The sequence below is a fragment of the Cohnella boryungensis genome, assembly GCF_042651945.1.
Classification (GTDB): Bacteria; Bacillota; Bacilli; order Paenibacillales; family Paenibacillaceae; genus Cohnella; species Cohnella boryungensis.
In genome coordinates this window covers 134,137-159,415 of sequence record NZ_JBHSED010000005.1, presented here as the reverse complement: position 1 = coordinate 159,415, position 25,279 = coordinate 134,137, and the positions used below count along the sequence as shown (strand labels likewise).

Genomic DNA, 25,279 nt, shown 5'->3' with positions numbered 1-25,279 from the left:
TCTCTTACAGCGGCCCGGAAATGCCCTGTTTTCGAATCATAAAGAAGTGTCCGGCAAGCAGTGCAAGCAGCGCGCCAGGCAAGAAGAATACGTGGATTGCGAAGAATCGGGTCAGCGTCTGCGCGCCGACGATCGTTCCGCCGTTCATAAGCTCCTTGATGTACTCCCCTAAAAAAGGCACCGATCCGGCGATTTCCAGACCAACCTTCGTCGCGTAATAAGCTTTGTTGTCCCACGGAAGCAAATAACCCGTGAAGCCAAGGCCCAGCATGACGAAGAAAATCAGCATTCCGACAACCCAGTTCATCTCGCGAGGCGCCTTGTAGGAACCCGTGAAGAATACGCGCAGAGTATGTAGGAACATCATTACGATAACAAGACTTGCGCCCCAGTGGTGCATCCCCCGCACGATCGCGCCGAACGCGACTTGGTGCTGCAGGTAATCGACGCTGTAATACGCGTTGATGATGTCCGGGACGTAATACATCGTCAGAAACATCCCCGAAAGGATCTGAATGACGGTGATGAAGAACGTCAATCCGCCGAAGCAATATACAAAAGCGGAGAAGTGATGCGCCGGGTTGACGTGCTCAGGCACCTCATGGTCGGCGATGTCTCTCCACATCGGCGTAATATCGAGACGTTCGTCGATCCAGTTGTACATGTTTTTGAACATGGGACGAAACGCCCTCCTTCTAAACGCGACTATTCGGTGCAATCGGTCCGAGATATACCCAGCCGTTTTCCGTCCTGACCTCGTACTCGTCAAGCGGCTTAGGCGCAACCTTCAGGTTTTTGCCGTCTTTCGTGTACAGCGCGCCATGACAAGGACAGTGATACTCGTTCGGCGCTTCGGAGCCGCCCCAGCTAACCATGCAGCCCAAGTGCTTGCAAACCGGTGAAAGCGCATAAATCTTGCCGTCTTCGCCTTTGGTAATCCATGCCGCCATTTTGGGATCGCTTTCGTACCAGCCGTCCACTTGATGAACTTTGAACTTGACTTCCGTAGGCTCGCCTGTCACTTTGCTCTCTTCGATGACTTTCACGAACCCGCCTTTTTCTTTCTTCTGCAATATAGGGTCGACGGCAAAGCGGATCATCGGCAAGATCGCCCCGCCAGCCATGAAAGCGCCCGCTCCGCCCAGCGTGTAAGACAAAAATTGCCGTCTTGACATCTCTTTGCGCTTGGCGGGTTTGTGCGCGTGTTCTTGCTGCTTATTGTGGTCCATTCGTTCTACCCCCTTTGCCACACCAATCTCTCGTCCAATACGGACTTTAACATTTTGTTCACAAGGACATAACTATAATAGCCCACGCGCTATATAGCGTCAAGAATAGGGGCGGGAGTTTCCCTGCGCCTGCGGGAGGTATAGAACTAAAATGTTCTCAAATTGTCACATTTCCCCGAAGGCCGCACGTGACTATTGTTTGCGCCGATGAAGCAACCTATGCGTCATGACTCGGCTTTTTGTGCGACATTCCCGCCCTTACGCCGGTCGGCTTCTCCACAAGTCGGCCAGCAATTTCGCAACCGAGCGGGCATCGGGCTCGTCCCCCTCCGCGTCGGGCCGGATCACCAGCTCCGCCTTGGCCCCCTCCAGGTCCAGCGGCTGCCCGCTTACGAGAACGACGTATCGGAACCCGTTTCTCTTCCACGACGAGATAAGAGCGTTAAGCCGCCCGATTCGATCGGGGCCTTCGGACTCGTAGTGAAAGGCCGGCATCGTTACCGTTCGTCCCCTGAAGGCTTCCTCCAACGGAGACAGCCACAATCCGGTCATCGCGATTTTATCCGCAGCTTCGCATGGCGACTCTTCCCCTGTCAAGCCCGAGAGCGGCAGCAGACAAGTGTCCAGGTAGGGCTGGAGCTCGGGCCAGGCCTCCGGATCGATCTCGCTGAATTTCATCTGCTTTCTCCTCTCCACATCGTTGTCCTGGCTGGACATTCGCTTGTCTATCGTACTCTACATTCCGTGAAAATTAAAGTCCATTTCTCATAGGCAAACGATTGCGAGGGCAAACGCAAATAACCCGGTCCTCATGACCGGGTCGTCAAATGTGCAGCGGAAACCTCGCCTTGGCCGAGCGGCGATCCGAACTAAGGCTGGATCGTTTTCAACTCGTCGGTCAAACGCCGAAATGACTCTACGTCCCCTTGCGCAAGCGCTTCATCGATTGCATGATAGATTTTCTCGGTCCGGTAATTGCGCAGCGCTTCGTCCAGGACCATTTCTGCCGCCAAACCCAGCATCGTCTCATAGGCGACTTTCATGTTGTCCATTCGTTGCACCTCCGAAATCCGGCGTTGGGGCTCCCAATAAAGCATATTCACCGTTGTGCGCCCCGTACAAGACGATAGCCCCTATGCCGATCTTTGTATCCTTGCCTATGGCGGTTTATTCCGCGCATACCTTCCTCATCGACGAACGCGGCAATGACTTATCCCGAACTGCCCTCGAAACGAATCGCATCCTCGAAGGAAAGCTTCTGACCGGCAACCAGCGTCCGCCCCTGCGGAGTAACCTCGATTACCTCAATCCCGTCTTCCGTCTCTCCCCAGCGCAGCACGCCCAGATGCATCAGCATCCGCAAAATGCGCTTGTCCAATATATCCTTCGGCTCATCGTAATAATAGGGGCGGATCAGCGGCAGTAGCACCTGGCTTAACGATGCAATGGTTACCCATTGCCCGGACAGACGCGACACCCACTGCGCCAAGGAAACCAGATTGGGAATCGCCCCTTTGTACAGGCGCAGCCAGAAGCGGTACATTTGAGCCGGGTCCGGCTTCACAAGCCCGTTGGCGATGGCCAGTCCTTCCGGCGTAAGCGTCAGACGGCCTTCCGCAAGCTCCGCAATATATCCTTCATAGTAAGCGAAGTCATATAACAGCGAGAACCTGTCGGGGTAATCCCGAAAATGTCGGCCGTAGCCGAACCGCCAGCCGGCGCGCGTGGGCGGCGCCTCCTCGACGGAGAGCCTCTCCATCGCTTGAGCGAGCTGTCTCTTGTACATAACGCCTTCCGAGGTGATCGGAATGTCCTGTTCCCTTACATATCGGAGGAAGTGAACGACGTCTCCGGCCAGCAAGCTTCTTTCATCGCGATAGGCCTGCGGCTCGTCCAGATACAGCAGCGAAGCCTGATAGCGCCTTTCCAATGCTTCGCACAATCGCGATTTGACATCCTCCGGCACTTGGAACAACGTGCGCGTCTGCTGCGAGAAGCCGTTGAACAGCCAACCGTAGTTTTTAAACCTGGAGATGGACATTCGCGCCTTCTCTTCCGGCCCGGGCGGAGGCGGGGCCTCTTCGGCCTGCTTGCCCCGGAGCCGTTTGCGGCGACCTTCCGAAGCAGCCGGCGCGACAGGGATAGTCACGGCAACGGAATGCCCGGCAGTCTGATCGGTTCTCGGCGCCTCCGGTTCAAGCGCTCTTGCCTTCAGCTCTTCCAGACTATATGCGGAACGGTTCTCGAACACCAACGAATTCAGAAACCGAAGATCGCTGCCCGAAATCTGCCCAACTCGCGATTCCATGATGTCTCTGCGCTGTACGGTGGACAAGATCGTCTGGATGAGCTCATTCTTGGAATGGCTTGAGCTTGGACAGTCGTATGCATCCGCGATTCTCTTCAATTCGGCGATATCCGCGTAGCAGAGCATCTCCGCCAGATTCATTCGGGATTCCCCCTCTCTTCTTGGAGGATTTATTTCTCAGTATGGTCGGGGGAGAAACGTCTTAAACGTGCGCAGAATGCAAAAAAATCCGGTTTGAACGCAACCGGATGATCTTTATGCTCTATGACTACGTCTTTGATTGAATCGGGGGTTCCAGCAGATGACGCGTACAATTATGAAGGGTAGCCCTCCACCGCTGCTCCTGCAACTCCATTACCGTTAACGACATGTTCCGCAGATGCGAATCATCCAGCCCTTCGCAGAGCGCCTGCAGCATACGCGCAAGGAAGCTGCCATGCGTGACGACGAGGAAGGCTTTGCCCGGATGGGCGACCTGCAGCTCATTCACAAAATCCAGGCCCCGCTCGCGCACAGATTCGTCGCTCTCTTGATCGGGAACCGCGCTTCGCCAGTTTTCTCCCCAGCGGGCCAGCCGTTCCGCCTCTGTCGTGCCTTCCGCCGAGCCGAACGACCTTTCCCTCAGCCTCGAATCCTTGTGAAGCGGAATCGCCAGCCGGCGCGCAATCATTTCTCCGGTCTGCGTTGCCCTTTGCAGGTCGCTGCAATAGACGCAGTCCCAGCGCTCCCCTTCCGACGCGAGGCGCTCCGCCAGCTGCTGCGCTTGCTGCAAGCCTTCCTCGCTTAACGGAATGTCGGTCACGCCTTGAATAATGCCCCGCTGGTTCCATTCCGTAATTCCGTGCCGCACCCACCCGATGCGCGTCGCCGCCATCAGGACCGCACCCTGGAAAACCAGTTGAGTATCAGCAGCGTCATAATCATGCCGACGATCGAGAAGGCTATCCAATACTCCGGAAGCGCAGGAGATACGTTAAGAAGGATGGGATCGCTCAGGCTGGCTACCGGCACGTCCAGATGCACGCTGTCTCCGTATTGATGGCTGGCCGCGAAGGCGTTGGCCGACTCCAGCTTGTCGGAACCGCCTGCCGACATGCCGCTGCCGAACGCCGTATAGAGAAAGCCGCATATAAACACGGCCAGCAAAGCCGCCAGAACGCTTGCTACGCGCTTGCGAAATACGAAAGAAAATGCGTACGTCCGACGTGTAGTCGGCATGTACCAGCTTTCTTCGGAATAAATGCGATTCATGACACTCTGGTTCACCCGCACGGAAGAGAACGGCCCGTCAATCCGGTCGTCGTTCAACGGCATCTCATGGAGCAGCAACGCGCTCTCTTCCCATATGCGGAATTCTTCCTCGCATTCCTTGCAGCTCTGCACATGCAAATCCACGGCGAGCTTATCGGCGGAATCCTCGGGAAGATCCCGGTATATCCCTAACCATTCCGCAGCTTCCTCGCATTTCATCGCAGCTTCATCTCCTCGTATTCCTTCATCATGGCCGGTTCGGCAAAGTACGATTCTAATTGCGTCTTCACACTGGCCCTGGCCCGGAATAACAACGACTTGACGGAACTGACCGTCTGTCCCAAGATGTTGGCGATCTCTTGATAGTCCATGCCATCGTATTCCCTGAGGATCAGCGCGGATCGCTGCTTCTCGGGGAGGCTGTTGATGGCCTCTCTTACCATGGAAACCTTCTCGTTGCGCAGCAATCGCTGCTCGGGCGCCTCTTCCGGAGGTGCGGCTGGTATGTATGTGGAGTCGTCGAGCGAGAGATGCGCGGCTTTCTGCTTGCGCAGCTCGCTGAGAACCGTATTACGTGCAATGGTGTATAGCCACGTCGAAAAGGAGGCGTCAACTTCCCTGAAGGAATGCAGACTCCGATAGGCCTTGTAGAATGTCTCGGAGCTTAAATCTTCAGCCAATATTTCGAGCTTGGCGCTTTTCAGCATATGGTAGACGAAAGAAAGGATCTTCTTCTGATATCTGCCCATAAGCGTTGAATATAATTCGACGTTTCCGTCTTTGATTTCCCGGATTAACTGGGAATCGGTCATCATCTTCGCGACCCTCCCCCCCTGCTCAGGGTGAACGTTCGCAGCCGGTATTTCACTAATTGTACCGACCAAAAACGAAAAAGTTGCGCTCTAAGGCGCATAAAATGTGAACAAACCAGTATTTTACATATTCTATATGCTATTGTAACACAGCTTCGCCTATTATGAGCTTAAAAATTTCTCAAAAATTACTGATAAATCCGTGGCCATATTCCGAATTTCGGAAAGTCGTAAATGGACAAAAAAAAACCACCCCGGAGGGTGGCTGCACATTGTGCAAGGATTGGATAGGAGTGGAGAGAAACCATACTGTACTTTTATTATATGTATTCGTTTTCATTTTGTCAATAAGCGCTTACATTTATTTTTTAAGCGCTTGCAAAGGCCGCATTTGCGCTCGCAAGCGATCGCAGCGTCATCGTTTGACTCGCTGACCAGAAGAAGGTGCGGGACGAATCCCGCACCTTCTCTCATCGCAGCTTACATATGAACGTCGTAGCCCGAGGACGTCAACAACGCCGTCGCTCTGTCCAGATCCTCGGCCTGCCGGAAGGACAGCCGCAGAATGCCCGGCACGTCCTCCCTGCTCTCGATAATCTGCAGGTTGCTCAGATTGATCTTCGCGTGGCCCAGCTCGGTGGCGATCTTGCCGATAATGCCAGGGTGATCCGGGACATCCACATAACATTCGAACAGCGACGTGATCATGCCCTTGCGGCGTTCCGGGAGCTGGCTGCGGAATAATCCCGCCGTGCGGAATTCCTCTGCGATGCCGTCGCCGTCCTCTTGTCTGAGCAGGTCCGAGAAGCGGTCCATCCGCTCCTGCCAGTCGGACACCAGCTTAAGCATGACCTCGCGATTGCTCAGCAGTATATCCCGCCATATGACCGGATCGCTGGACGCGATCCGAGTAATGTCGCGAAAGCCCCCTGCGGCAAGACGCATATACAGATCGTTCGACTCGTTGTAGCCGGCGATCTGGTTGACCAGCGCGACGGCGATCATATGCGGCAAGTGGCTTATCGCTCCCACGATATCGTCGTGCTGCACGGCGTCTGCAATAACGACGCGCGCCCGGGTGCACTTCAATAGCCCCTCCAGCTTGTTCACTTGCTCGGCTGGCGTATTCTCGGTTGGAGTCAACACATAATAAGCGTTCTCCAGCAGATGCAGGCTGGCCGCCTCGACGCCGGAGCGCTCGGAGCCGGCCATCGGATGCCCGCCGATAAAATAGGCTCCTTGCAGGCCAAGCTTATCCGCGTGACGAACGACGGAAGCCTTGGTGCTGCCTACATCGGTAATGATGCAGCCCCGCTTAAGAGGAAGGCGGGACAGCGCGTCCACATATTCCTCCAGCCTGCCGACCGGTACGCACAGGAAAATCAAATCCGCATCCAGAGCGGCTTCTTCAAGCGAAGTGGTCGCGGAATCTACAACTCCGCGCGCCACATATTTTTCGGTCGATGACCGATTGATGGAATGTCCCACGACATGGACGCCCGGCTTGCCTTTAAAGCAAAGCGCCAGAGAACCTCCGATCAGCCCGACGCCGAAGATGGCGATACGGATCGGATTCGCTTCGTCGAAATCGACGAAAGTGTTAAACTCGCTAAACTCCCCGCTCATGCCGTCACACCTTTACCGCGATTTCTTGCAGCACAGCCTTAAGCGCAGCGATGACCTTCTCGTTCTGCTCCTGGCTGCCGACCGTAATGCGAATGCTTGTCGGATACAGCTTATGCCCCGCTCTTACGATTACCCCCTTGCGCAGCAGAGCATCGAATACTTCCTGGCCGGATCTTTGTACGTCGACCATGATGAAGTTGCCGTGAGCCGGAAAAGCCTTAAGTCCCAGCTCCTCGAACGCTTGGTTGAAGAACGCAAGCCCTTTTCGGTTCTCTTCCCGGCAGAACGCGATGAAGTCCTCGTCCTGAAGGGCGGCTAACGCGGCCGCCTGTCCGAACCGGGACGTATTAAACGGCTCGCGCACCTGATTGATGCTGCGGATGACATCGGGACGTCCGATGCCGTAGCCGATGCGCAGCGAAGCCAAGCCGAAAATTTTGGAGAACGTCCTTAACAAGATAACGTTCGGGTACTTCTGCAACAAGGCCAGACCGTCGGGGTAAGACGGATCGACAAGATACTCGCAGTACGCTTCGTCCAATACGACAAGAACGTGGGCCGGCACCTTGGACAAGAACCATTCGACCTCGTCGGACGTATTGATCGTGCCCGTCGGATTGTTCGGATTGCACACCCAGACGACCTTCGTCTTGTCGGTGACCTGCTCCAGCATCGCATATAGATCGTGGGTGCCTTCCTTCAGCGGCACTTCGATAATCTTCGCATTCTCGATCTGGGCGTTATGCTTATATTGAGGGAACGTCTGATCCGCCATGATCGTCTCGTCGCCGGAAGCAAGATACGCGCGGGCGATCATCAGAATAATTTCGTCGGAGCCCGCTCCGAAAATAATCTGATCCGTATTTACGCCATGATGCTTGGCGAGTGCGTTCGTGAGCTCGACAGCGGCCCCGTCCGGATATATGCTGATATTGTCAAGCTCGCGGGCAATCGCTTCCTTCGCCTTAGGCGAGCTGCCGAACGGATTTTCGTTGGAGGCCAGCTTGAGCACCTCGGTCAAGCCGAGCTCTCTTTTCACGTCGTCGACGGGTTTTCCCGGCTGATACACAGGCAAATGAACGATATTCGGTTTCGGTTGCATCGAATTCCCTCCTAAGATACGACAAACGGAGCGTTAAGCGCCCGCGCAAGCGGGGCATCGTCGCTCCGTATTGAAATAGTTATTCTATTGTGACACACTAACGCGGCACTGTACAGATGGCTTTTCGGTTTTATCGCGATTGACCAAACTTATCTTGCGTCTTTGCGCGGCTTGAGGTCAGCGATAAAGGCCCGAACGGCCGCAATGCCGCGCTCCCGATCGGCGGCATCTTGGGAGACGAGGAGCGGAAGCGCCTCCTCTATCTGGCGCACGATGGCGCTGCCGACGATTACGCCGTCGCATTGACCGGCGAAGCGCTCGGCGTGATCGCGGGATGCAATGCCGAAGCCGACGCAGATCGGAACGGAGGAAGCTCTGCGCACCGTGTTCAGGAAGGAATCGATCCCTTCATGGAACGAGGAACGGACGCCCGTCACGCCCAGCGAGGATACGCAATAGACAAAGCCCTTCGCATTCGCGGCGATTCGCTCTATTCGCGCCTCGGAAGTCGGGGCCACAAGCGGGATGAGATGAATGCCGCGAGCCTCCGCCATCGCGCGCACTTCGCCGTCCTCCTCCAGCGGCAGATCGGGAATAATCATCCCGCTGAAGCCGTGCTCCTCCAGCAGCCCGAAGAAGCGTTCAAGGCCGAGCTGCAATACGGGATTAAAGTAGGTGAACAGGATAAAGGGCAGCTTCACGCCCTTCTCTCTAGCCTTGGAGGCGACCGCCATACAGTCCACCAGGCCGATGCGGTTTTTCAAGGCGCGCTCGGATGCGCGCTGGATGACCGGACCGTCGGCAAGCGGGTCCGAATAAGGCACGCCCAGCTCGACCATATGCGCCCCGGCTTCTTCCGCGGCCCGAAGCAATGCGACCGAAGTATCCAGATCGGGATCGCCCATTGTCATGAACGGAATAAGCGCCGTTTCTCCGTTCGCCTTCAACTGCTCGAATACGGCATCAATCGCGTTTACGCTAATCTTCGCGCTCATGACGGCTGTCCCTCCTCTTTCGCCAAGTAAGACATGATCGATTCCACGTCTTTGTCGCCGCGCCCGGACAGGCTGACAACGATGATCTCATCCTTGCCCATTGCGGGAGCGAGCTTCATCGTGTGCGCGATCGCATGCGCAGACTCCAGCGCCGGAATGATCCCTTCCAGGCGGGAGAGCGCGCTTAGCGCATCCAGCGCCTCCTGATCGGTAATCGGAAAGTACTGCGCCCGGTTGGTATCCTTCAAGTACGCATGCTCGGGGCCGATGCCCGGATAATCCAGCCCGGCGGAGATCGAATGGGCCGGGAGCACTTGACCGCCCTCGTCCTGCAGCACATAGCTCATCGAGCCCTGGAATACGCCGGGGCGGCCTTTGGTCATCGTAGCCGCATGCTCTTCCGTATCGACGCCCCGTCCGGCGGCCTCGACTCCGATCAGCCGAACGCTCTCGTCCCCGACGAAAGGATGGAACATTCCGATGGCATTGCTGCCTCCGCCTACAGCCGCAACGACGGCATCCGGCAAACGGCCTTCAGCCTCCAGAATCTGCTCTCTGGACTCCAGGCCGATAATGCGCTGGAAATCGCGCACCATCATCGGGTAAGGATGCGGGCCGGTGACAGAACCCAGTATATAATAAGTATCGTCGACATGACTGACCCAATAGCGCAGCGTTTCATTGCAGGCATCCTTCAGCGTGCGCGTGCCCGACAGCACCGGAACGACCTCCGAGCCGAGCAGCTTCATCCGAAACACGTTCAGCTGCTGGCGCTTCGTGTCTTCCTCGCCCATGAACACTTTGCACTCCAGCCCCATCAGGGCGGCTACCGTCGCGGTCGCTACGCCGTGCTGTCCCGCGCCGGTCTCGGCAATTACTTTTTTCTTGCCCATCCGCTTCGCCAGCACGGCTTGTCCGATCGTATTGTTGATTTTATGAGCTCCGGTATGGTTCAGGTCCTCGCGCTTCAAGTAAATCTTCGCGCCGCCAAGATGCTGCGTCAGCCTTTCCGCATAATAGAGCGGCGTCGGCCGTCCGGAATATTGCTTCAGCAAATAGCGAACTTCCTCCAGAAATTCGGGATCGTCCTTGTATTTTAAATACGCCTCCTCCAGCTCGATCAAGGCGTTCATTAGCGTCTCCGGAACGTATTTCCCCCCGAAAGGACCGAAGCGTCCCTGTTGATCGGGTACCTGCACTTGCGCCATCAGCTTTTCACCCTTTCTACGAATGCGGAAATTTTGCCGTTGTCCTTTACTCCATCGGTTTCTACCCCGCTGGAAATGTCTACGCCCTCCGGGCGATACGTATCAATAAGTACATGTGCGTTATCGGGCGTTAATCCCCCTGCTATGAACAAGCGCAAGCCGCTCGCCGCCGCCGCTCGCTGATAGTCGGGAATGACCTCCCAGCGGAAGGTTTGTCCGGTTCCTCCGCCAGCCGTATCCAACAGCACGGTGGACACGGCGCCGGCATAGGCGCTCAGCCGCGCGGCTCCTTCGGCGGAATCCGCCTGCTCCGGCACCGGCAAAGCGCGCCAGACCTCGACGCCAAAGCGCTCGCCGACCTGCCGGCAGAAGTCGGGCGTCTCTTGCCCGTGGAGCTGCACGACATCGAGCGGAGCGGCCTGGAGTGTCTCGGCGAGCAGCTCCAGCGTCGGATTGACGAACACGCCGACTGTTGCCGGCGGACGGCGTCCAGCCATTGCAATCCCGTTCGCGGCGGCGATCAGCTGCCCTGCCCGTTCCGGGCTCACCTGTCTGCGGCTCTTGGCGAAGACGAAGCCGATGTAATCCACGGCAAGTCCGGCCATGCCCTGCAAGGTCGACTCTTCCTTGATCCCGCATATTTTGACCCGCGAGAAAGCCGACGAGATCGTGTCGGTCATCGCGCGGCCCCTTCTTTCTCCGTCGGGCCAAGCAGATCGTTAACCGCGTCCTGAACGCTCGTCTGACGCATGAAATGCTCGCCGATCAATACGGCCTGAGCGCCCGCTTCACGCACGAACGCCACGTCGTCCTTAGTCGCAATCGCGCTCTCGCTCACTGCGACGGTCCCCTTCGGCATCAAGCCGATGAGCTGCTCCGTTGCGCGAAGATCCGTCGCGAACGTTCGCAAGTCACGGTTGTTGACTCCGATAAGAGTCGCCAGTCCGATATCCAGCACCGTCTCCAGCTCGGGACGGTTATGCACCTCGACCAGCACGTCCAACCCCAGATCGCGGGCAAGCGTGTGGAATCCCGATAATTGGACGGGCGTCAAGATGGCTGCGATCAGCAGGATCGCATCCGCCCCGATCAGGCGAGCTTCATAGATTTGACGTTCGTCTATCGTAAAATCCTTGCGCAGCAGAGGCACCCTAACGTTCTGACGAATTTCCGTCAAGTAAGCGTTGCTGCCCTGGAAATAATCCGTATCCGTCAGCACGGAGATGCAATCCGTGCCCGCCTGCTCGTATTCCCTCGCCAGGCTGACCGGATGGAAATCAGGACGAATCAATCCCTTGGACGGGCTGGCCTTCTTGACCTCCGCGATCAAACCGACCGGACGGTTGCGTCCGACAAGCGCTTGCTCGAAGCCGCGGCAGGCCGGAAGCTCAGCGATCTTTCTCTCCGCCTCGGCAAGGGGCAACGATAGATGCAGCGCCTCGACTTCCCGGCGCTTGGTAGCGACTATGCGATCAAGAAACATGACTCAACTCTCCCGTCGTAGCAATCCATTGCTGCAATTTATCTCCGGCCAAGCCGCTATCGATCGTGGCCGCCGCCTGCTGCACGCCTTCCTTCAAGGACTCGGCGCGGCCTGCGACGTAGATGCACGCCCCCGCATTCGCAAGCACGACATCGCGATAAGCGCTCTTCTCGCCGCCCAGCACTCGGCGAATGATGTGCGCATTCTCCATTGCGTTGCCTCCCTGAACGGCTCTCAGGGAAACCGTCGCCAGCCCCAGCTCCTCCGGCGTAATGTCGTAGGACACAACCTCGCCGTCCCGAAGCTCGGATACGTGAGTCGGCGCGGAGAGGCTGATCTCGTCCAGCCCGTCGTGACTGCCGACGACCATCGCCCGCTTCAGACCGAGCTTCGCCAGCACCTCCGCAACCGTATTCGTGCGAGAGCGGTCGTACAGGCCAATAAGCTGGCGGTCCGCGCGCGCTGGATTAGCCAGCGGCCCCAGCATATTAAAGATTGTGCGGACGCCCAGCTCTCTTCTCGGCACAGCCGCGTGCTTGAGAGCCGGATGATACAGCTGCGCGAACATAAAGCAGATGCTCGTCTGCTCCAGGCATTCGGCGGCTTGCTCCGCGCTCAGGTTAATATTCACGCCCAACGCCTCCAGCACGTCCGCGCTGCCGGCCTTGCCGGACATCGCCCGATTCCCGTGCTTGGCCACCCGAACGCCTGCGGCGGCGGCAATAATCGCCGACGCTGTCGAAATATTGAACTTGTGTACGCCGGAACCGCCCGTTCCGCAGGTGTCCAGCAGATCGTCATGCTCGGTGTCGACCCGGTTCGAGAACGCCCTCATCGCTTCGGCAAAGCCGAGAATCTCGTCTACCGTCTCGCCCTTCATCCGCAGGGCGATGACCGTTCCGCCGATTTGCGAAGGCGTCGCTTCGCCTCTCATAATCGACGTCATGACGCCGTAGGCTTCGTCCTTGGTCAAGTCTTCCCCGCTGATCAGCCTGTTGAGCGCCTGAGGCAAGCTGATGGACATCGTCTCGCTCATATCCCGAATCCCCTTTCTCTTAATCGTAGTCCAGATTCGTCCGACGGTCCCCCGCAAGCACGGCTGAGAATTCATTCGCGCTGCGCTTCGCGGCGCTCGCCGGAGGGAAGGTCGCTTCTGCGGCGCGAATTGCCTTCAGCATCCCCTTCGCTTTGTTGACCGTTTCTTGATATTCGTTCTCCGGTACGGAATCCCATACGATTCCCGCTCCGGCCTGCACATAAGCTTTGCCATTCTTGAAAATAATCGTTCTGATCGTGATACAGGTATTCAGGTTGCCCGAGAAGCCCAAATATCCGATAGCGCCGGCATAAGCGCCTCTGGCTTCATTCTCCAGCTCGGAGATGATCTCCATCGCTCGCAGCTTCGGAGCGCCGGATACCGTCCCCGCCGGCAGGCAGGAAAGAAAGGCGTCGTAGAAATCCTTGTCCGGTCTAAGCTCCCCCGTTACATTGGATACGATGTGCATGACATGGGAGTATCGTTCGATCTCCATATAACTGTCGCACTTGACCGAGCCGAACGTCGACACTCTGCCCAGATCGTTGCGGCCCAGGTCCACAAGCATGACATGCTCCGCCCGTTCCTTCTCATCCGCCAGCAATTCCTTTTCCAACCGAACGTCTTCCTCCGGGGTCCGGCCCCGAGGTCTCGTTCCGGCAATCGGACGGGTTTCCACCTTGCCGTCATCAACCTTGACGAGCAGCTCGGGGGAGGTTCCGACGATGACCTCGTCATCCAGCTTCAGGACATACATATACGGCGAAGGGTTCATCGTGCGCAGCACCCGATATACATGAAGCGGGTCGACTTCCGTCTCAATATGAAATCTTTGCGAAAGCACGACCTGAAAAATGTCTCCTGCGCGAATGTATTCCTTGGCCTGATTGACATTGTCCAGAAATTGCTCCTTCGTCAGATTGGAGGCGATGTCTCCAAGCTCGGGATCCTGCGGCGGCGTGCTTCTCGAAGGCTGCACCGGAAGCGGCTGCTGAATTCGCCGAATCGTATCGTCGATGCCGTTGAGCGTTTCTCTGTAAGAGGCTTCAATGTCCGCGTCGCTTGCCCCTTCGGGGATATGAACATTGCCGATAACGAGCACCTGCTGCTTGAAATGATCGAATACGATCACCCGGTCGCAGAACATGAATTGCATGTCGTCCATGTTCAGATCGTCTTCCTTATGCGGCGGCAGCTTGCGCTCGTAATATTGCAGCAGGTCGTAGCCGAAAAATCCGATCGCTCCCCCTGTAAATGGAGGAAGCTCCGGCAAAGCCGGACTGCGGTAGGACCGCAGCTTTTCCCGAAGCATCTGCAGCGGCTCCGTCGTCTTAAGCGACTCGATCTTGCCTTTCTGCTCAAGCGTCAGTCTATTGTGCTTCAGCTTCAGCACGAGGAAGGGATCGGTTCCGATGAATGAATAACGCGCCCACTTCACTCCGCCCTCAACGCTCTCAAGAAGGAACGCCCGTTTGTCCCGACTCAGGTGCTGGAACACCCGGATCGGCGTTTCCGTATCCGCCAGCAGCTTGCGCACGACAGGAATGACGTTGTAACGCCCTGCCATTGCGATAACCCCTTGCAATTCCTGCTGATCCATCCTCATCTCTCCCTCCGTAATGGCGCCTGTGTCTTCAGCAGCGTCCGACGCCCGCAGCTTACGCGAGGGGACGGATTCTATTGAAATCAAAAAACGCATCTCTGCTCACAGAGATGCGTTCATAGATAAGTTAAGGTGTGTTCGGTTCTCATCGCGCGCAACGAACAAGCGTAACTCGCACACGAAAAAAACGACAACTCCGCTCATCTGATCTCAACTCTGCTTGACTGCATTCGCGTAAGTTGCCGTCCCTGTGGCCGACCGTTCCGCGATGCTATTGATCTTTTACCTACTATAGCACTCCCGATCCATGAGCGTCAATGCCGATTCCGCCATTCTTTTCATTCCGGGATGGGTCTAACTTTAACCGGAACGGGCGGATAGCCGTACATATAAGCGGGCATATCCATCATATAACCCTTGGAAGGGGCAATCTCGAATCTCAGAACGCTGTCCTTATTGAAAATCGATACCTTCATCCAGCCGTAATCCCACTTCGAAGTACGGCCAACAATCGTCGGCTCGATCACGGCCGGATAATCGTTGGGCTTTAGCTGGCCCGAGAACGCGAATAGCGCAATCGCCTTCTCCATGCTGAATTGATCCTTGGCCTCCGCTGTTGCAGGATGCAGATGCCAACTCCGGTACATCGCCGATGCCAATGCGGTTTGGGCGGAGCCCCCGGGATGATAAGCGACTTGAATATAATCGCTCCCTATATTGTAGCGCAATTCATTATAGGCGGGATTAACCGCGAGATTGCCTCTTAGCGCAAATACATACGGGGAGCGATACAGCCTCAGCATCGTCGCGATCGATTGCTCTCTCGTAAAATGGCCGGCGTAATTAAACTTGCCCCCTGCGCCTTCCATAAGCCCGCTTGCGGCGGAAGCTTGAACCGCAGGCTTGGCCCAACTTGCGATCTTGTCGAAGTCGGCGTACCGAAGCTGCTCCTTCGGCAGGTAGCTCATTTTGTTCGCGATATGGGACGTATTCACGAGCATCGTGGCCGCTTCTTGCCTTGTAATCCGCCGGTTCGGCGCGAATTGCGACTCGGAAACCCCATTGACGCTGCCCAGAATAAACGCAAGCTTCACATGCTCCTGCCGCGCATCGGCAAATTCGATATCCAGATCGACCTTGCGAAGCACCTTCTCCGGCGTCCAATAGTCCGACAAGCCTTGGCGTTCAGCCTCTTCCTTAAGCTTGACGAATATCGTTCGAACGATAAGCTCCGAAAACTCCTCTCGGGTGATCGGATCCTGGTACTTCATTTGCAGCCGCTCGGGAACGAGACCCATGGCGATCGCCTCGTTCACCGTTGTTTTCGCCCAATCGGATGGTTTGCCGTCGGCTGCCTTTGCTGCTGCGATCCCGCACATAAGCGAGAGCGTCAGCAGAGACGCAATTATGCGGATAAGCTTCATCATTCCTGCCCTCCCTTAGTGCGTTCCGGTAACGGACAGATCGTCGCCCGAAGTCTTGTTCGCCGAATAGACGGAAACGACCGGATAAGGAATGCTTGCAAGAGAGCGCGATTTGCCCGCGATCTGTATCGTTCCGTTGCTTTTGCTGTACTGGAGCGCAAACGTATCTCCCGCCGACTTGATATCCAGAGCGAGGAGCAGAACGGAAGTATTATTCCGGAACCTCTGAATATTCGCTTCCGTTGGAGGCTCTCCGGACTTGACCGCTACCGCGGATGAAGGCAATCCGTATGCGAAATGCCAGCGCTGCCCCTGCAAGCCGAACATCAGCGTCGGAATAGCGCCGCCAGGGTTGCGATTAATCCCGTTCGTATATTCCGTGCCGATAAAGGTTCGGTTACGCTCGTCAATCCCGTTTAACAACTGAGCCGTGCCAAAAGGATGATAGCTGCCGTAAGGCTTGCCGATGCCGTATGTCGTTCCGTCGTCGACATAGGTCTGGTCTTCGACGACAGCATTCGTATTCGCAGCTTCCGTATAATTGCGGCGTCCAGCCTCCGCGTTCCAATCCAGCGAATAGTTGTACGGATATACGACAGACGAATTCCAGCCCGGCGATACGGCGTTGAACAGATTTATCGGCTTCCACGCCCCGTTGACGCTCATATAAATGTCGACGGGAGTGATCTGAAGGCTGACCGAATGATCGGACGAATTGCCGAGATCCAGGCAATAATAATACGGGATGATCTGCAGATGATCGTAATAATTTCCTATCGTCTGAATATCCGCAAGCACGTTATAGCCCAGCCGCATCGGCTGGTTCCGAAGCGCCACGACATTGTTTTTGTCCGGAGACAAAGGCAAGGCGATCGGAGATTTTCGCAAATGCGGCAACAGACCGTATGTGTCCAAATAATTTTTCGCCGCGGACAAAGGCTCTCCTCTGACATCGACGGTATCTGCGACGATATTGTTCTGCCGGTTGGCATTCACTTTCTTGACGACATTCGGAACGAGCCATTCTGTAGGGAAAAGCTCCTGCTTAAATAAATTCGAGAACCTGAAATCCCCCGTATCCTCCAGAACCAGCGCGCCGATTCGCCCGACCAGATCGATGTTCCAGCTCTTGATGGCGCTGTGCCTCGCGGCGAGATTGTCGAAGCGAACCTTGTTTCTGACGCTGTCGTGATCCGGGTAGGAGGCATTGATCGCAATCGCCCTGAATTCGACCAAAGCGCTGAGCGCCTCGCGATTGGCCAGCGGCAAATAAAACTCGAATTTCTCCTTCTGAACGTCAAGCTCGATCCACTCGCCAGGCGCATAGGTTCTACCGTTATACGTAGCGTAGAAATTAAATTTGACTTGCTTGCTCTTCGTCCACTCCGTTGTAGCCATATTATCCGTGAAGCCTTTGCCGGTAATCGCGCTCGTCGAAGGAATTCCGTAAGCGCCGTTGCCGTAGAAATCGCCGACGTTCGGAAAGAAGACGGTAAACTCGTCATCCAGGTTAATGAACTCCCCGGGAATCGTCGGGCCGTTGGGCGTTGTGACCGAGCTGCCGGGATGATTCACGACGGGCACGTATTCATAGGCCTCGTCCGGCGGCTCGCTCATGCCTGCACTGACCATCTTCTTAACCGTCATCGTAGGCGATCCGATGGCCGGTAGCGCAGGACCGGAAATTCTGACCGCACCGTTGTCCGATCTAACCCCTGTATTCATAACGCCGTCCTCGACGCCCCCAATGTATCCCGAGCCGCCTGCTCCGGAGTATCCCTGATATGCGCCGGATGCGCCGCCGTAATAGCCTCCGCCGCCTCCTCCCTGAGAGGTCGTCGAGGCGCTGCCGCCCGCGCCCAAGGTGCCGGAATTGCCATGTGAACTGGCAGAGCTCGTCACTCCGGTAAACCGGGAAGGATGGTGAGGACCGCAATAAACATCCTCGTAGCCCGTGGCGCTGTCATACCATAAGTAGACTTGATGAGCCTCGTTATACCATTGGTACTGGATGCCTCCGGCAGCAATTCCGCCAGCTGTCTGGGAGCCGCCATTCGAGGTATAATCCGTCGACCAGAAGCCATGGGTTGCTCCGTTGCCGCCATGATTTCCGCCACCCGCCCCGCCTTGCGCAAAATAAGGCTGGTTCGGCACGATCTGCGCGCCGCCTCCACCTCCGGCTGCAAGGATCCGATTGGGAAGGCCGATCCCTCCTCTCCTTACGTCCGAGGCGCCGCCTCCGCCGCCTGAATAATAGCTGCCTGCGCCTCCGCCGTTCCAACCTCCGGCAGCCGTTCCGTTATTGCCGCCGCTCCCTTGACCTCCGACGTGCACATATAGCTGTTCATTCGCCTGTAACGACACCATGCCTTTGGCATAACCGCCCAATCCGCCGCTCGTCGCACTGCCGCCGCGCGTACGACCTGTGAGCACGGAAGGATGGTTCTCGCAGTAGGTATCTCGATACCCGACATTGCCGGGGTACCAGATGTAGACATCATGAGCCTCGTTATACCACTCATACTCCATCCCGGTCGTCACGCCGCCTCCCTCGGCCCCCCAGGCTTCAATCGTGTATGATCTGCTGCTTGGAGATTTAAAGGTTTGCATCGCGCCCGTAAAAACAAAGTCTGAAGATACTGCCGCTCTTGCCGGTACATAGTTCGGATTGGCGACCGTCTGCTCTTCATATACGGGAAGCGTTGGCGTAAACACATAATCCGGCTTGAGCCGTTTTTCGTAATCGATCGTCGGCTGCTGCAGATTTCCGCCGACCAGCTTGGAGGCAGACGTCCGCTGGTCTCTCCAGGCTTCCAGCGGAATAATGATCGCATCCTCTGTCGATACCGGGTTGTGAATAACGATATCGTTTACTTTCCCGTGTTGGTTCGAGTAGGTTGTGCCGAATACCGCCCCATTGTCGCCATAGCGCTCGTCATATCCGATATCGAACGTTGTCGGCTCGTTCTTATCTCGCTCATTCACGATCAGCTTGTAGAACACATCCGAAGTCCCAGTCACATACTGTCCGTTCGGCTTCGTGTCGACGACGTCGATATTGTCCAGAACCAGCCTCAGAGGCGCGGTCGGACGAGCCGTTCTATTCTTGCCGGCCGGAAGCTTGCCCGGATCGAAGATCGTGCCCGCCTTGCCCGATCCATATGAGCTGTACTTCGCAGCAGGCGCAGCATAGTTTCCGTTATAAGAGCCGATATTAATATGATGCTTATCCCACTTCGCCGCAGACAGCGGATTGTTCGTCCACTGCTCCTCGAAGGAGGTTTTCGGAATCTCCGCCTTCTGCTGAGCCTGAATCTTCGGAGAGGTTTTATCGAAATACATGACCGCCTGATCGCCGCTAGATGTCTGCAAGATGAGAAAATCGGAAACGGCGGTTACCTCCATTAAGGTCTTTCTTCTTTCATTGAACTTCACGTACTCTGTCGTCAGCTTGTCTTTGGCGGTCGAATTGGCTGTATGGGCATTCTCCGTATCGCTGTAAGAGCTATTCGTGTAGGTCGTTCCTGTCGCCCAGCTCGCCGATTGTCCCGGGCCGCTGATCCAGCCGTTATTGCCGAGACCGTTGTCCTTGTTCGTGCGCGGACCTTCGTACCAGGTCACCGTATCATGCTGATCGGGCTCCAGGGAATACCGAAGCCTATTCTGCCTGCTCGCCTCGTTCTCCAGTCTCGTTTCGTCGGCGATATTCATGAAGATCGTCGGATCTCCTTGCTTGATGGTCGCCGTCAGCTCATCGTTCTCCTCATCATCGGTCAGGATGGCCATCCCGTTTATTTTGGAGCGATCAATCTTCCAGACTTTGGCCTTCGTAATCTTCGTATAATCATAAGTAACCGTTTGCTTCCATGTGTCTTGTACGGAGGGCAGATCGTAGATGGAAGAAGGACCGTCAATGATTCTGGCCGGCAATTTGCCCGTAACCGTAATGCTGAAAGCTCCGTTCTGGCCGTTCTGACCGGAGGAGGCTACGTAGGGCTGGGTTACGCAAGGAGATGGCGGATCGCCGCAAGAGCCCATAACTTGCGGCTGTCCAGGGTTCGCCCATCCGGCAGGATGCGTATTGCTGTCCGACGTGATGCTTGCCCCCCAGCTGTTGAAGGGTCGCGTGATTCCGTCGCTTGCCGCCGTGTGCTTGATCGTGAAGCCGTTAACCGCCGAGGCCCACGCTTCCGCCTGTGCCTTCGCCGCCTTGTATGGTCCGTCATCCCATTTATTGTTGACGTTGACCGAATGATCCGACCAAGTAACGGAGCCGGTATATGGCGTCACTCCGGTCCAGGTGGCCGTCACCGTGCCGCCCTGATGCCCATTTACGGTCAGACTGGAGGATGAAGCGCCGCTCGGAGAAGGAACGGTATAATCCTTTGCCTGATCGCCGATCTTGAATTCGCTTGGCACGCCGCCGGAGTAGTAGGATCGGTACGTTCTCGTAGAGGTTGCTTCGGGAACGTACTCTACAACGACATCCACGATAAATTCAGAGCCGCCCGTGGCGAAATAAAGATGTCTTGTCGTCGGCGTTCCGGCCATCGCTTCGAACTCTTCGGCTCCCGGCCTTCCTTGTTTAAGCTCTGACCAGAACTCGGGAGAGGAGGAATACGTGCCGATTTGCTTGATTTTCACCGGTATGCTTGGACCTGTGATACGTAAAGATAATGGTTTTCCCTCCGTACATACGATCGTAAATTCCTCGCCGCTCGGACTGATCCCGCGAATGGATACAGAGGTTTTGTACTTAAACTCTACGGTTGTATCTTCGGGAATCTCATAGCTTGTCAAGTCATCGTTATAGAGCAGATCGTCTTTGCCTGATAAGTATCTGAGGATCTGATCCTGCGTAATCGTCTGGTAATCTGCGGAGATATTCCCGACAGCAGGTTTTGGCCCCTTCTGCGTAATCCATATCGGCTCACCCGGCGCTTCGCTTCTGGTCAGCTCCACCTTCATTCTGAGATTCGCGGCGCCTTTCAGCAGGTTTTTCCAATCCGCCAATTTGACCGAATCGGTCTCCTTCATGCTGATCTGCACATCGACGTATTTGCCGACAACCTTGCCTTCAAGCTTCCCTTCAACGTCTGCTTTGTTCGGCAGCGAGAGCTGCTGGGCGCAAGTACATTTTATTTCCCCGTCCGGTTTGTTGAATGTTCCCCCTGCTATCATAAAACCGTAGTAGGTTCCGCCGCTGAACTGCAGCACTTCCATAATGCCCTTGTCGACGGAGCCGCGTGACCCCCATGAAGGCTTATTATTGTAGGTATTGAACGTCCAACCGACAACGCCGTTGTACCCGTATTTGAAAGCATCTCCCTTCGGGGACAAGCTCGTGGTTCGTTTACGATTCGGCTGCTCTGCAATCGCCTTGGTTGCCGAAGCCGCGATCATCTCTTTCGTTTTGCCTGCCGAGCTGCCTGCTGCGAAACTCGCCAAGCGCAGATCTGCGCTTGGCGTTGCTCCGTGAGCCCATAAAACAAAATCGATACTCGGGATATACAAATATTTGGTGCTGTGTTTCGGTGCATAAAATCTGGAAACCGTATCGATTGCAATCAGAACCGGTTTCGTATCCAGCTCTCTCATCGCGATAAAACGGTCGATTTCCCCGGCAACATAGTCCTTTTCATCATTGCCTGGCATTAGTATCCATAGTGTAATTAGAAGATCAAGATAGTGGAGGCGAGCTTCGTGTTTGAGATTAGGTTCTTTATCATTCAGACTATCAAATGTGTAGTCTTTGATCTGCTCGTCAATTCGATTCGAATCACCAAGAATCCAATTCCATACCGAAGCGGCTTTATTGGCGCAATTCGAGTTGCACCCTGAACTCCAATCCACTACATTTTTCCATTTCCCCTTACCTAAAGCCTTCTCTATTTTGTTTTCTGTTTTGCTGTAAGGTGCATATTGATTCAGCCTGTCAAAAAATAAAGGGGTCCCTCTTTTGTCCGTACCCAGGTGCCTCAGCTTTCTTGAGTAATAAGCCGCTTCGTATTCAACAGGAATCAAATTTCCGTCGCTGGCGGAATACCAAGATATTTGTGAATTCGTGCTGTAGTTAGGAGTTGGCGAAAAGATAATCGAATGCTCCATCTTCGGAAAATGATTATTGAAATGAGCCCTTAGCTTGTCTTCTATCTCATTACTAGTCATCTCTTCATCAAGCTTATTGTTGGTATTCAGCGTTTCCTTGGCCAGCCCCACCCTGAAAGCGGGAGTTAGATTAACCCCGCCGTTTTCACCCGTAACCCCTCCGGTCGGAATCGGACTTCCCGTACCGAGTACCGCTCCCTTCACTTCGGTGGCAAACGGCGGGGCCACAGCCATAAGCATGAAGACGACACACAACGCATAGGCTAAACTTCTTCTCACTCTCATATTGCACCTCCGTCTGAGGTCTACTTAATGACCTTCCACGTTACCCTGACCTCTGGAAAGCCATAAGTATAGCCGCCGATATAGTTGGAGTACCCCGGAATATCTTTGAACCTGAACTCCAACAGATAGTCCGGACCAAAAGTCTTCATCGTCAAGTAGCCATAGTCGATATGTACCGGTTCGTTCCGCATTGTGGGTTCGGCTACAATATCGATATTCGTATACATCCCTTTGAACGTAAATAGCGTCGCGGCTTGTACTCTATCATAATAATCAAGCTCCTTTGTCTGCGAGTCTGAATTCCACATATCCCACAAGTGAGGATTAAACAAATTCCCCCCGGTGAGCACTGGATCGAAATGCACCCTAACGTAGTCCTTGCCGACCGTGTAAGTATATTCATCCCAATACGAACTCACCGTGATATTTCCTCTTAACGCAGGAAACTTTATTCTTCTCAATTCATAGATGCGCAGCATTGTCGCAATTGACTGCTCGCGCGTATATGAGCCGGCGTAATCGAATTTCCCCCCTACTCCGGACATAAATTCATTGGAGGTTACAACATAAATTGCCGGTTTAGCCCAGTCTGCGATCTTGTCATAATCGGACAACTTAAGAAATTTGGGCTCTACGTACACAAAGCCGACTTGCGTATGTACCGTATTAGCAATAATTACGGCCGCTTCCTGTCTCGAAATCCGATCATTTGGCTTGAAATGAGTGTCCGTTTTGCCATTAATAGCCCCTAACGCATAGGCGATTTTGATGTAGTTCTCAGGAGCGTCGACAAATTCCGCGTCTACGGTGACCTTCTCTAAAAAATCTTCTACGGTCCATGGCAAATAAGAAGTCGCGTTTTTCTTATAGTTAGCAAACATCGTCTGTACAAGCAGTTCGGCAAACTCGCCGCGCGTAATCGGCTGCTGGTAATTCGACTGCAGACGCTCGGGAACCAACCCCAGCTTGATCGCCTCGGCCACTTGCGCTTTTGCCCATTTCGATGGTTCGTTCGTTGTGGCGGCCGATACTGGAACGACCGGCAATAGCAATCCTATTACCATTACTAGAACGATTAGTTTTTTCATCATTCTGCACCTCGCAATAAATTATTTGAGTCATCCTTCCTCACCTTCTGCATCGCACATGAAGCTTTCAATACAATCATCCTGAAACTAGTTAAATGTCTATATATAAATTGAAATGGAAACGAAAGGACGATTCCTCTTTAATTATACACTTAGTAATATATGCCACAAATAGATTTTGTCTGGAATGCTCATAATTTGCCTCAGAATGCCAGAATTAGCTGAATTTGCGCACATTCTTGCATTTCATGTCCTGAAAAAAGCCTGAAATGACTTTAAGAAAAAGTCACTCCAGGCTTTTCTCCACCAGCCTTCTGAGCATCCCTGCATCGACAGTCATGACTTCCGGAAGCGTCCGGCCCGAAGAAGCCGGAAAAGAAGCTTTTAACGCTGCTCGCGAACGAATTAAACCAATCGCTGAACCGTTCCCAATGCTCCACAAACCATGTTTTCACATCCGATAACGCATTGCTTACGATGGCTTTGATCCGCTCCACCGGTTCGCTGTGCCAGGGTCCTGGGTCGAGGCGAAGCCGCCTGACTCAGCCGAGCCCGCTGACGAAATCTCTTCGTGAATGATGCATTGATATCCATATTGGGGATGTCAGGCTATTACCAGCTAATCTCTAGACTATATACTTCCTTATGATCCGGAACACTATGGTTATGTCCCATATACGGTCTGAAGGTAACCGTATAGTTGCCGTCTTTCAGTGTTTCTTGTTTAGATGCATTCTTAATTCTCTTGATGGTTCCAGCAGATAAACTACCTGACAAGCCTTCTACAAAGCTTAAGAAGGTCTGATCGTCTGAGTTCCCAGGCTCAATAAATTTCAAACCTTTGTCACCGACAGTAATTCCACCACCGATGCTCTTAACTGGAATCTTAAGTTTATTCCTAATCTTCACGGTGTCTGTATGACCGATATTGACATCTAACAATCGGCGTACTGTAAGGATTGCTTGCTCTCTAGTGTACTTGCCTCGAGGACTAAAGCCATTCCCCGTACCTGCAAAAATCTTGGCATTACTGCAAATATTCACTGCATCTATTGCCCATTTACTTATCGTTGCCTTGTCTTTAAATCCAATATCCTTGGTAGATAGCCCACGCACAGAAAATGTGTTTAGCAAGTTAGCCATCATCGCCGCACCTTCTTCACGGGTGATATTATTCCTGGGCTTGAATTCTTCAGCAGATATGCCATTTACAATTCCAACAGCATATACCGTATTGACCATGGGCGTGTCAACATCCTTAAACTTTGTATAACGAGGAATATTCAACACGTAACCTTCACCTTTATGTTTTGCTGCAAAGTAACTGAGTACTCTATAAATCAGAGAAGCATACTCTTCTCGAGTAATAAAATCCTTATAGTCTCCCTGCAGGTTTTCTGGAACGAAGTCATTTTCAATCATCCACTTTACATCAATCTCTGCCCATGAAGAAATGACCTGACTCATTTCTTGAACCGGAGCTATCTCTCCCGGAAGAGGAGTATCCGGTGTTCCGCTTCCGGCAGTTGGACTATCTTTCGTCGGATACTGACCTCTCTGGGCAGCGTATGCTTGTGCACCAACCACCGATAGAACAAGCACCAGTACGACAAAAATAGAGAGTACTTTTCTTTGTCTCATACGCAGTATTCTTCCCCTCATTTAATTTACTGGCACAGCGCGAGACTCAGACTTCTCGCACAGCAGTAAGTAAACTTAGT

At 54.4% G+C, this 25,279-nt stretch carries 20 protein-coding genes; all 20 read right to left on the bottom strand.

Features of this window, described 5'->3' with window-relative positions:
• Positions 1-4: 4 nt before the first annotated feature.
• Entirely contained in the window at positions 5-676 is a 672-nt protein-coding gene (gene qcrB, locus ACFO1S_RS05280) for a menaquinol-cytochrome c reductase cytochrome b subunit (RefSeq protein WP_094042727.1), read from the bottom strand.
• A 19-nt stretch (positions 677-695) separates the two neighbouring features.
• Positions 696-1,229, bottom strand: a complete 534-nt coding sequence (locus ACFO1S_RS05275) for a QcrA and Rieske domain-containing protein (protein ID WP_204603279.1) — start codon at positions 1,227-1,229, stop codon at positions 696-698.
• 258 nt (positions 1,230-1,487) lie between these two features.
• Positions 1,488-1,907: a DUF2487 family protein gene (locus ACFO1S_RS05270; RefSeq protein ID WP_204603280.1), complete on the bottom strand. Its 420-nt coding sequence runs from the start codon at positions 1,905-1,907 to the stop codon at positions 1,488-1,490.
• 191 nt (positions 1,908-2,098) lie between these two features.
• Entirely contained in the window at positions 2,099-2,281 is a 183-nt protein-coding gene (locus ACFO1S_RS05265) for an IDEAL domain-containing protein (protein WP_204603281.1), read from the bottom strand.
• A 158-nt stretch (positions 2,282-2,439) separates the two neighbouring features.
• On the bottom strand, positions 2,440-3,678 hold the full coding sequence (locus ACFO1S_RS05260; protein ID WP_204603282.1) for a hypothetical protein: 1,239 nt from the start codon (positions 3,676-3,678) through the stop codon (positions 2,440-2,442).
• 127 nt (positions 3,679-3,805) lie between these two features.
• The gene (locus ACFO1S_RS05255; RefSeq protein ID WP_204603283.1) at positions 3,806-4,411 is read right to left on the bottom strand and encodes a histidine phosphatase family protein; all 606 of its coding nucleotides are present in this window, start codon (positions 4,409-4,411) and stop codon (positions 3,806-3,808) included.
• Complete coding sequence (locus ACFO1S_RS05250; RefSeq protein WP_204603284.1) at positions 4,411-5,007, bottom strand: hypothetical protein; 597 nt, start codon at positions 5,005-5,007, stop codon at positions 4,411-4,413. Before ACFO1S_RS05250 ends, ACFO1S_RS05255 begins: the two co-directional genes overlap by 1 nt.
• Positions 5,004-5,600, bottom strand: coding sequence for an RNA polymerase sigma factor (locus ACFO1S_RS05245; protein WP_204603422.1), 597 nt, complete (start codon positions 5,598-5,600; stop codon positions 5,004-5,006). Before ACFO1S_RS05245 ends, ACFO1S_RS05250 begins: the two co-directional genes overlap by 4 nt.
• Before the next feature lie 480 nt (positions 5,601-6,080).
• Entirely contained in the window at positions 6,081-7,169 is a 1,089-nt protein-coding gene (locus tag ACFO1S_RS05240) for a prephenate dehydrogenase (RefSeq protein WP_204603423.1), read from the bottom strand.
• Positions 7,170-7,230: 61 nt separating this feature from the next.
• Positions 7,231-8,328, bottom strand: a complete 1,098-nt coding sequence (gene hisC / locus ACFO1S_RS05235; protein ID WP_204603285.1) for a histidinol-phosphate transaminase — start codon at positions 8,326-8,328, stop codon at positions 7,231-7,233.
• A gap of 149 nt (positions 8,329-8,477) precedes the next feature.
• Complete coding sequence (gene trpA / locus ACFO1S_RS05230; RefSeq protein ID WP_204603286.1) at positions 8,478-9,323, bottom strand: tryptophan synthase subunit alpha; 846 nt, start codon at positions 9,321-9,323, stop codon at positions 8,478-8,480.
• On the bottom strand, positions 9,320-10,531 hold the full coding sequence (trpB, locus tag ACFO1S_RS05225) for a tryptophan synthase subunit beta (RefSeq protein WP_204603287.1): 1,212 nt from the start codon (positions 10,529-10,531) through the stop codon (positions 9,320-9,322). Before trpB ends, trpA begins: the two co-directional genes overlap by 4 nt.
• Positions 10,531-11,211: a phosphoribosylanthranilate isomerase gene (locus ACFO1S_RS05220; RefSeq protein WP_204603288.1), complete on the bottom strand. Its 681-nt coding sequence runs from the start codon at positions 11,209-11,211 to the stop codon at positions 10,531-10,533. The genes trpB and ACFO1S_RS05220 overlap by 1 nt, the downstream gene beginning before the upstream one ends.
• On the bottom strand, positions 11,208-12,014 hold the full coding sequence (trpC, locus tag ACFO1S_RS05215; RefSeq protein ID WP_204603289.1) for an indole-3-glycerol phosphate synthase TrpC: 807 nt from the start codon (positions 12,012-12,014) through the stop codon (positions 11,208-11,210). The genes ACFO1S_RS05220 and trpC overlap by 4 nt, the downstream gene beginning before the upstream one ends.
• Complete coding sequence (gene trpD, locus ACFO1S_RS05210) at positions 12,004-13,050, bottom strand: anthranilate phosphoribosyltransferase (RefSeq protein ID WP_378126366.1); 1,047 nt, start codon at positions 13,048-13,050, stop codon at positions 12,004-12,006. The genes trpC and trpD overlap by 11 nt, the downstream gene beginning before the upstream one ends.
• A 19-nt stretch (positions 13,051-13,069) precedes the next feature.
• Positions 13,070-14,650: an anthranilate synthase component I gene (gene trpE / locus ACFO1S_RS05205; protein ID WP_204603290.1), complete on the bottom strand. Its 1,581-nt coding sequence runs from the start codon at positions 14,648-14,650 to the stop codon at positions 13,070-13,072.
• 341 nt (positions 14,651-14,991) lie between these two features.
• Entirely contained in the window at positions 14,992-16,080 is a 1,089-nt protein-coding gene (locus ACFO1S_RS05200) for an S-layer homology domain-containing protein (protein WP_204603291.1), read from the bottom strand.
• A 12-nt stretch (positions 16,081-16,092) separates the two neighbouring features.
• Positions 16,093-22,464, bottom strand: a complete 6,372-nt coding sequence (locus ACFO1S_RS05195) for a glycine-rich protein (protein WP_204603292.1) — start codon at positions 22,462-22,464, stop codon at positions 16,093-16,095.
• 26 nt (positions 22,465-22,490) lie between these two features.
• Entirely contained in the window at positions 22,491-23,561 is a 1,071-nt protein-coding gene (locus ACFO1S_RS05190) for an S-layer homology domain-containing protein (protein WP_204603293.1), read from the bottom strand.
• A gap of 609 nt (positions 23,562-24,170) precedes the next feature.
• Positions 24,171-25,199 carry an S-layer homology domain-containing protein gene (locus ACFO1S_RS05185; protein ID WP_204603294.1) on the bottom strand — a complete coding sequence of 343 codons (1,029 nt, stop codon included), beginning with the start codon at positions 25,197-25,199 and terminating at the stop codon, positions 24,171-24,173.
• Positions 25,200-25,279 lie beyond the last annotated feature (80 nt).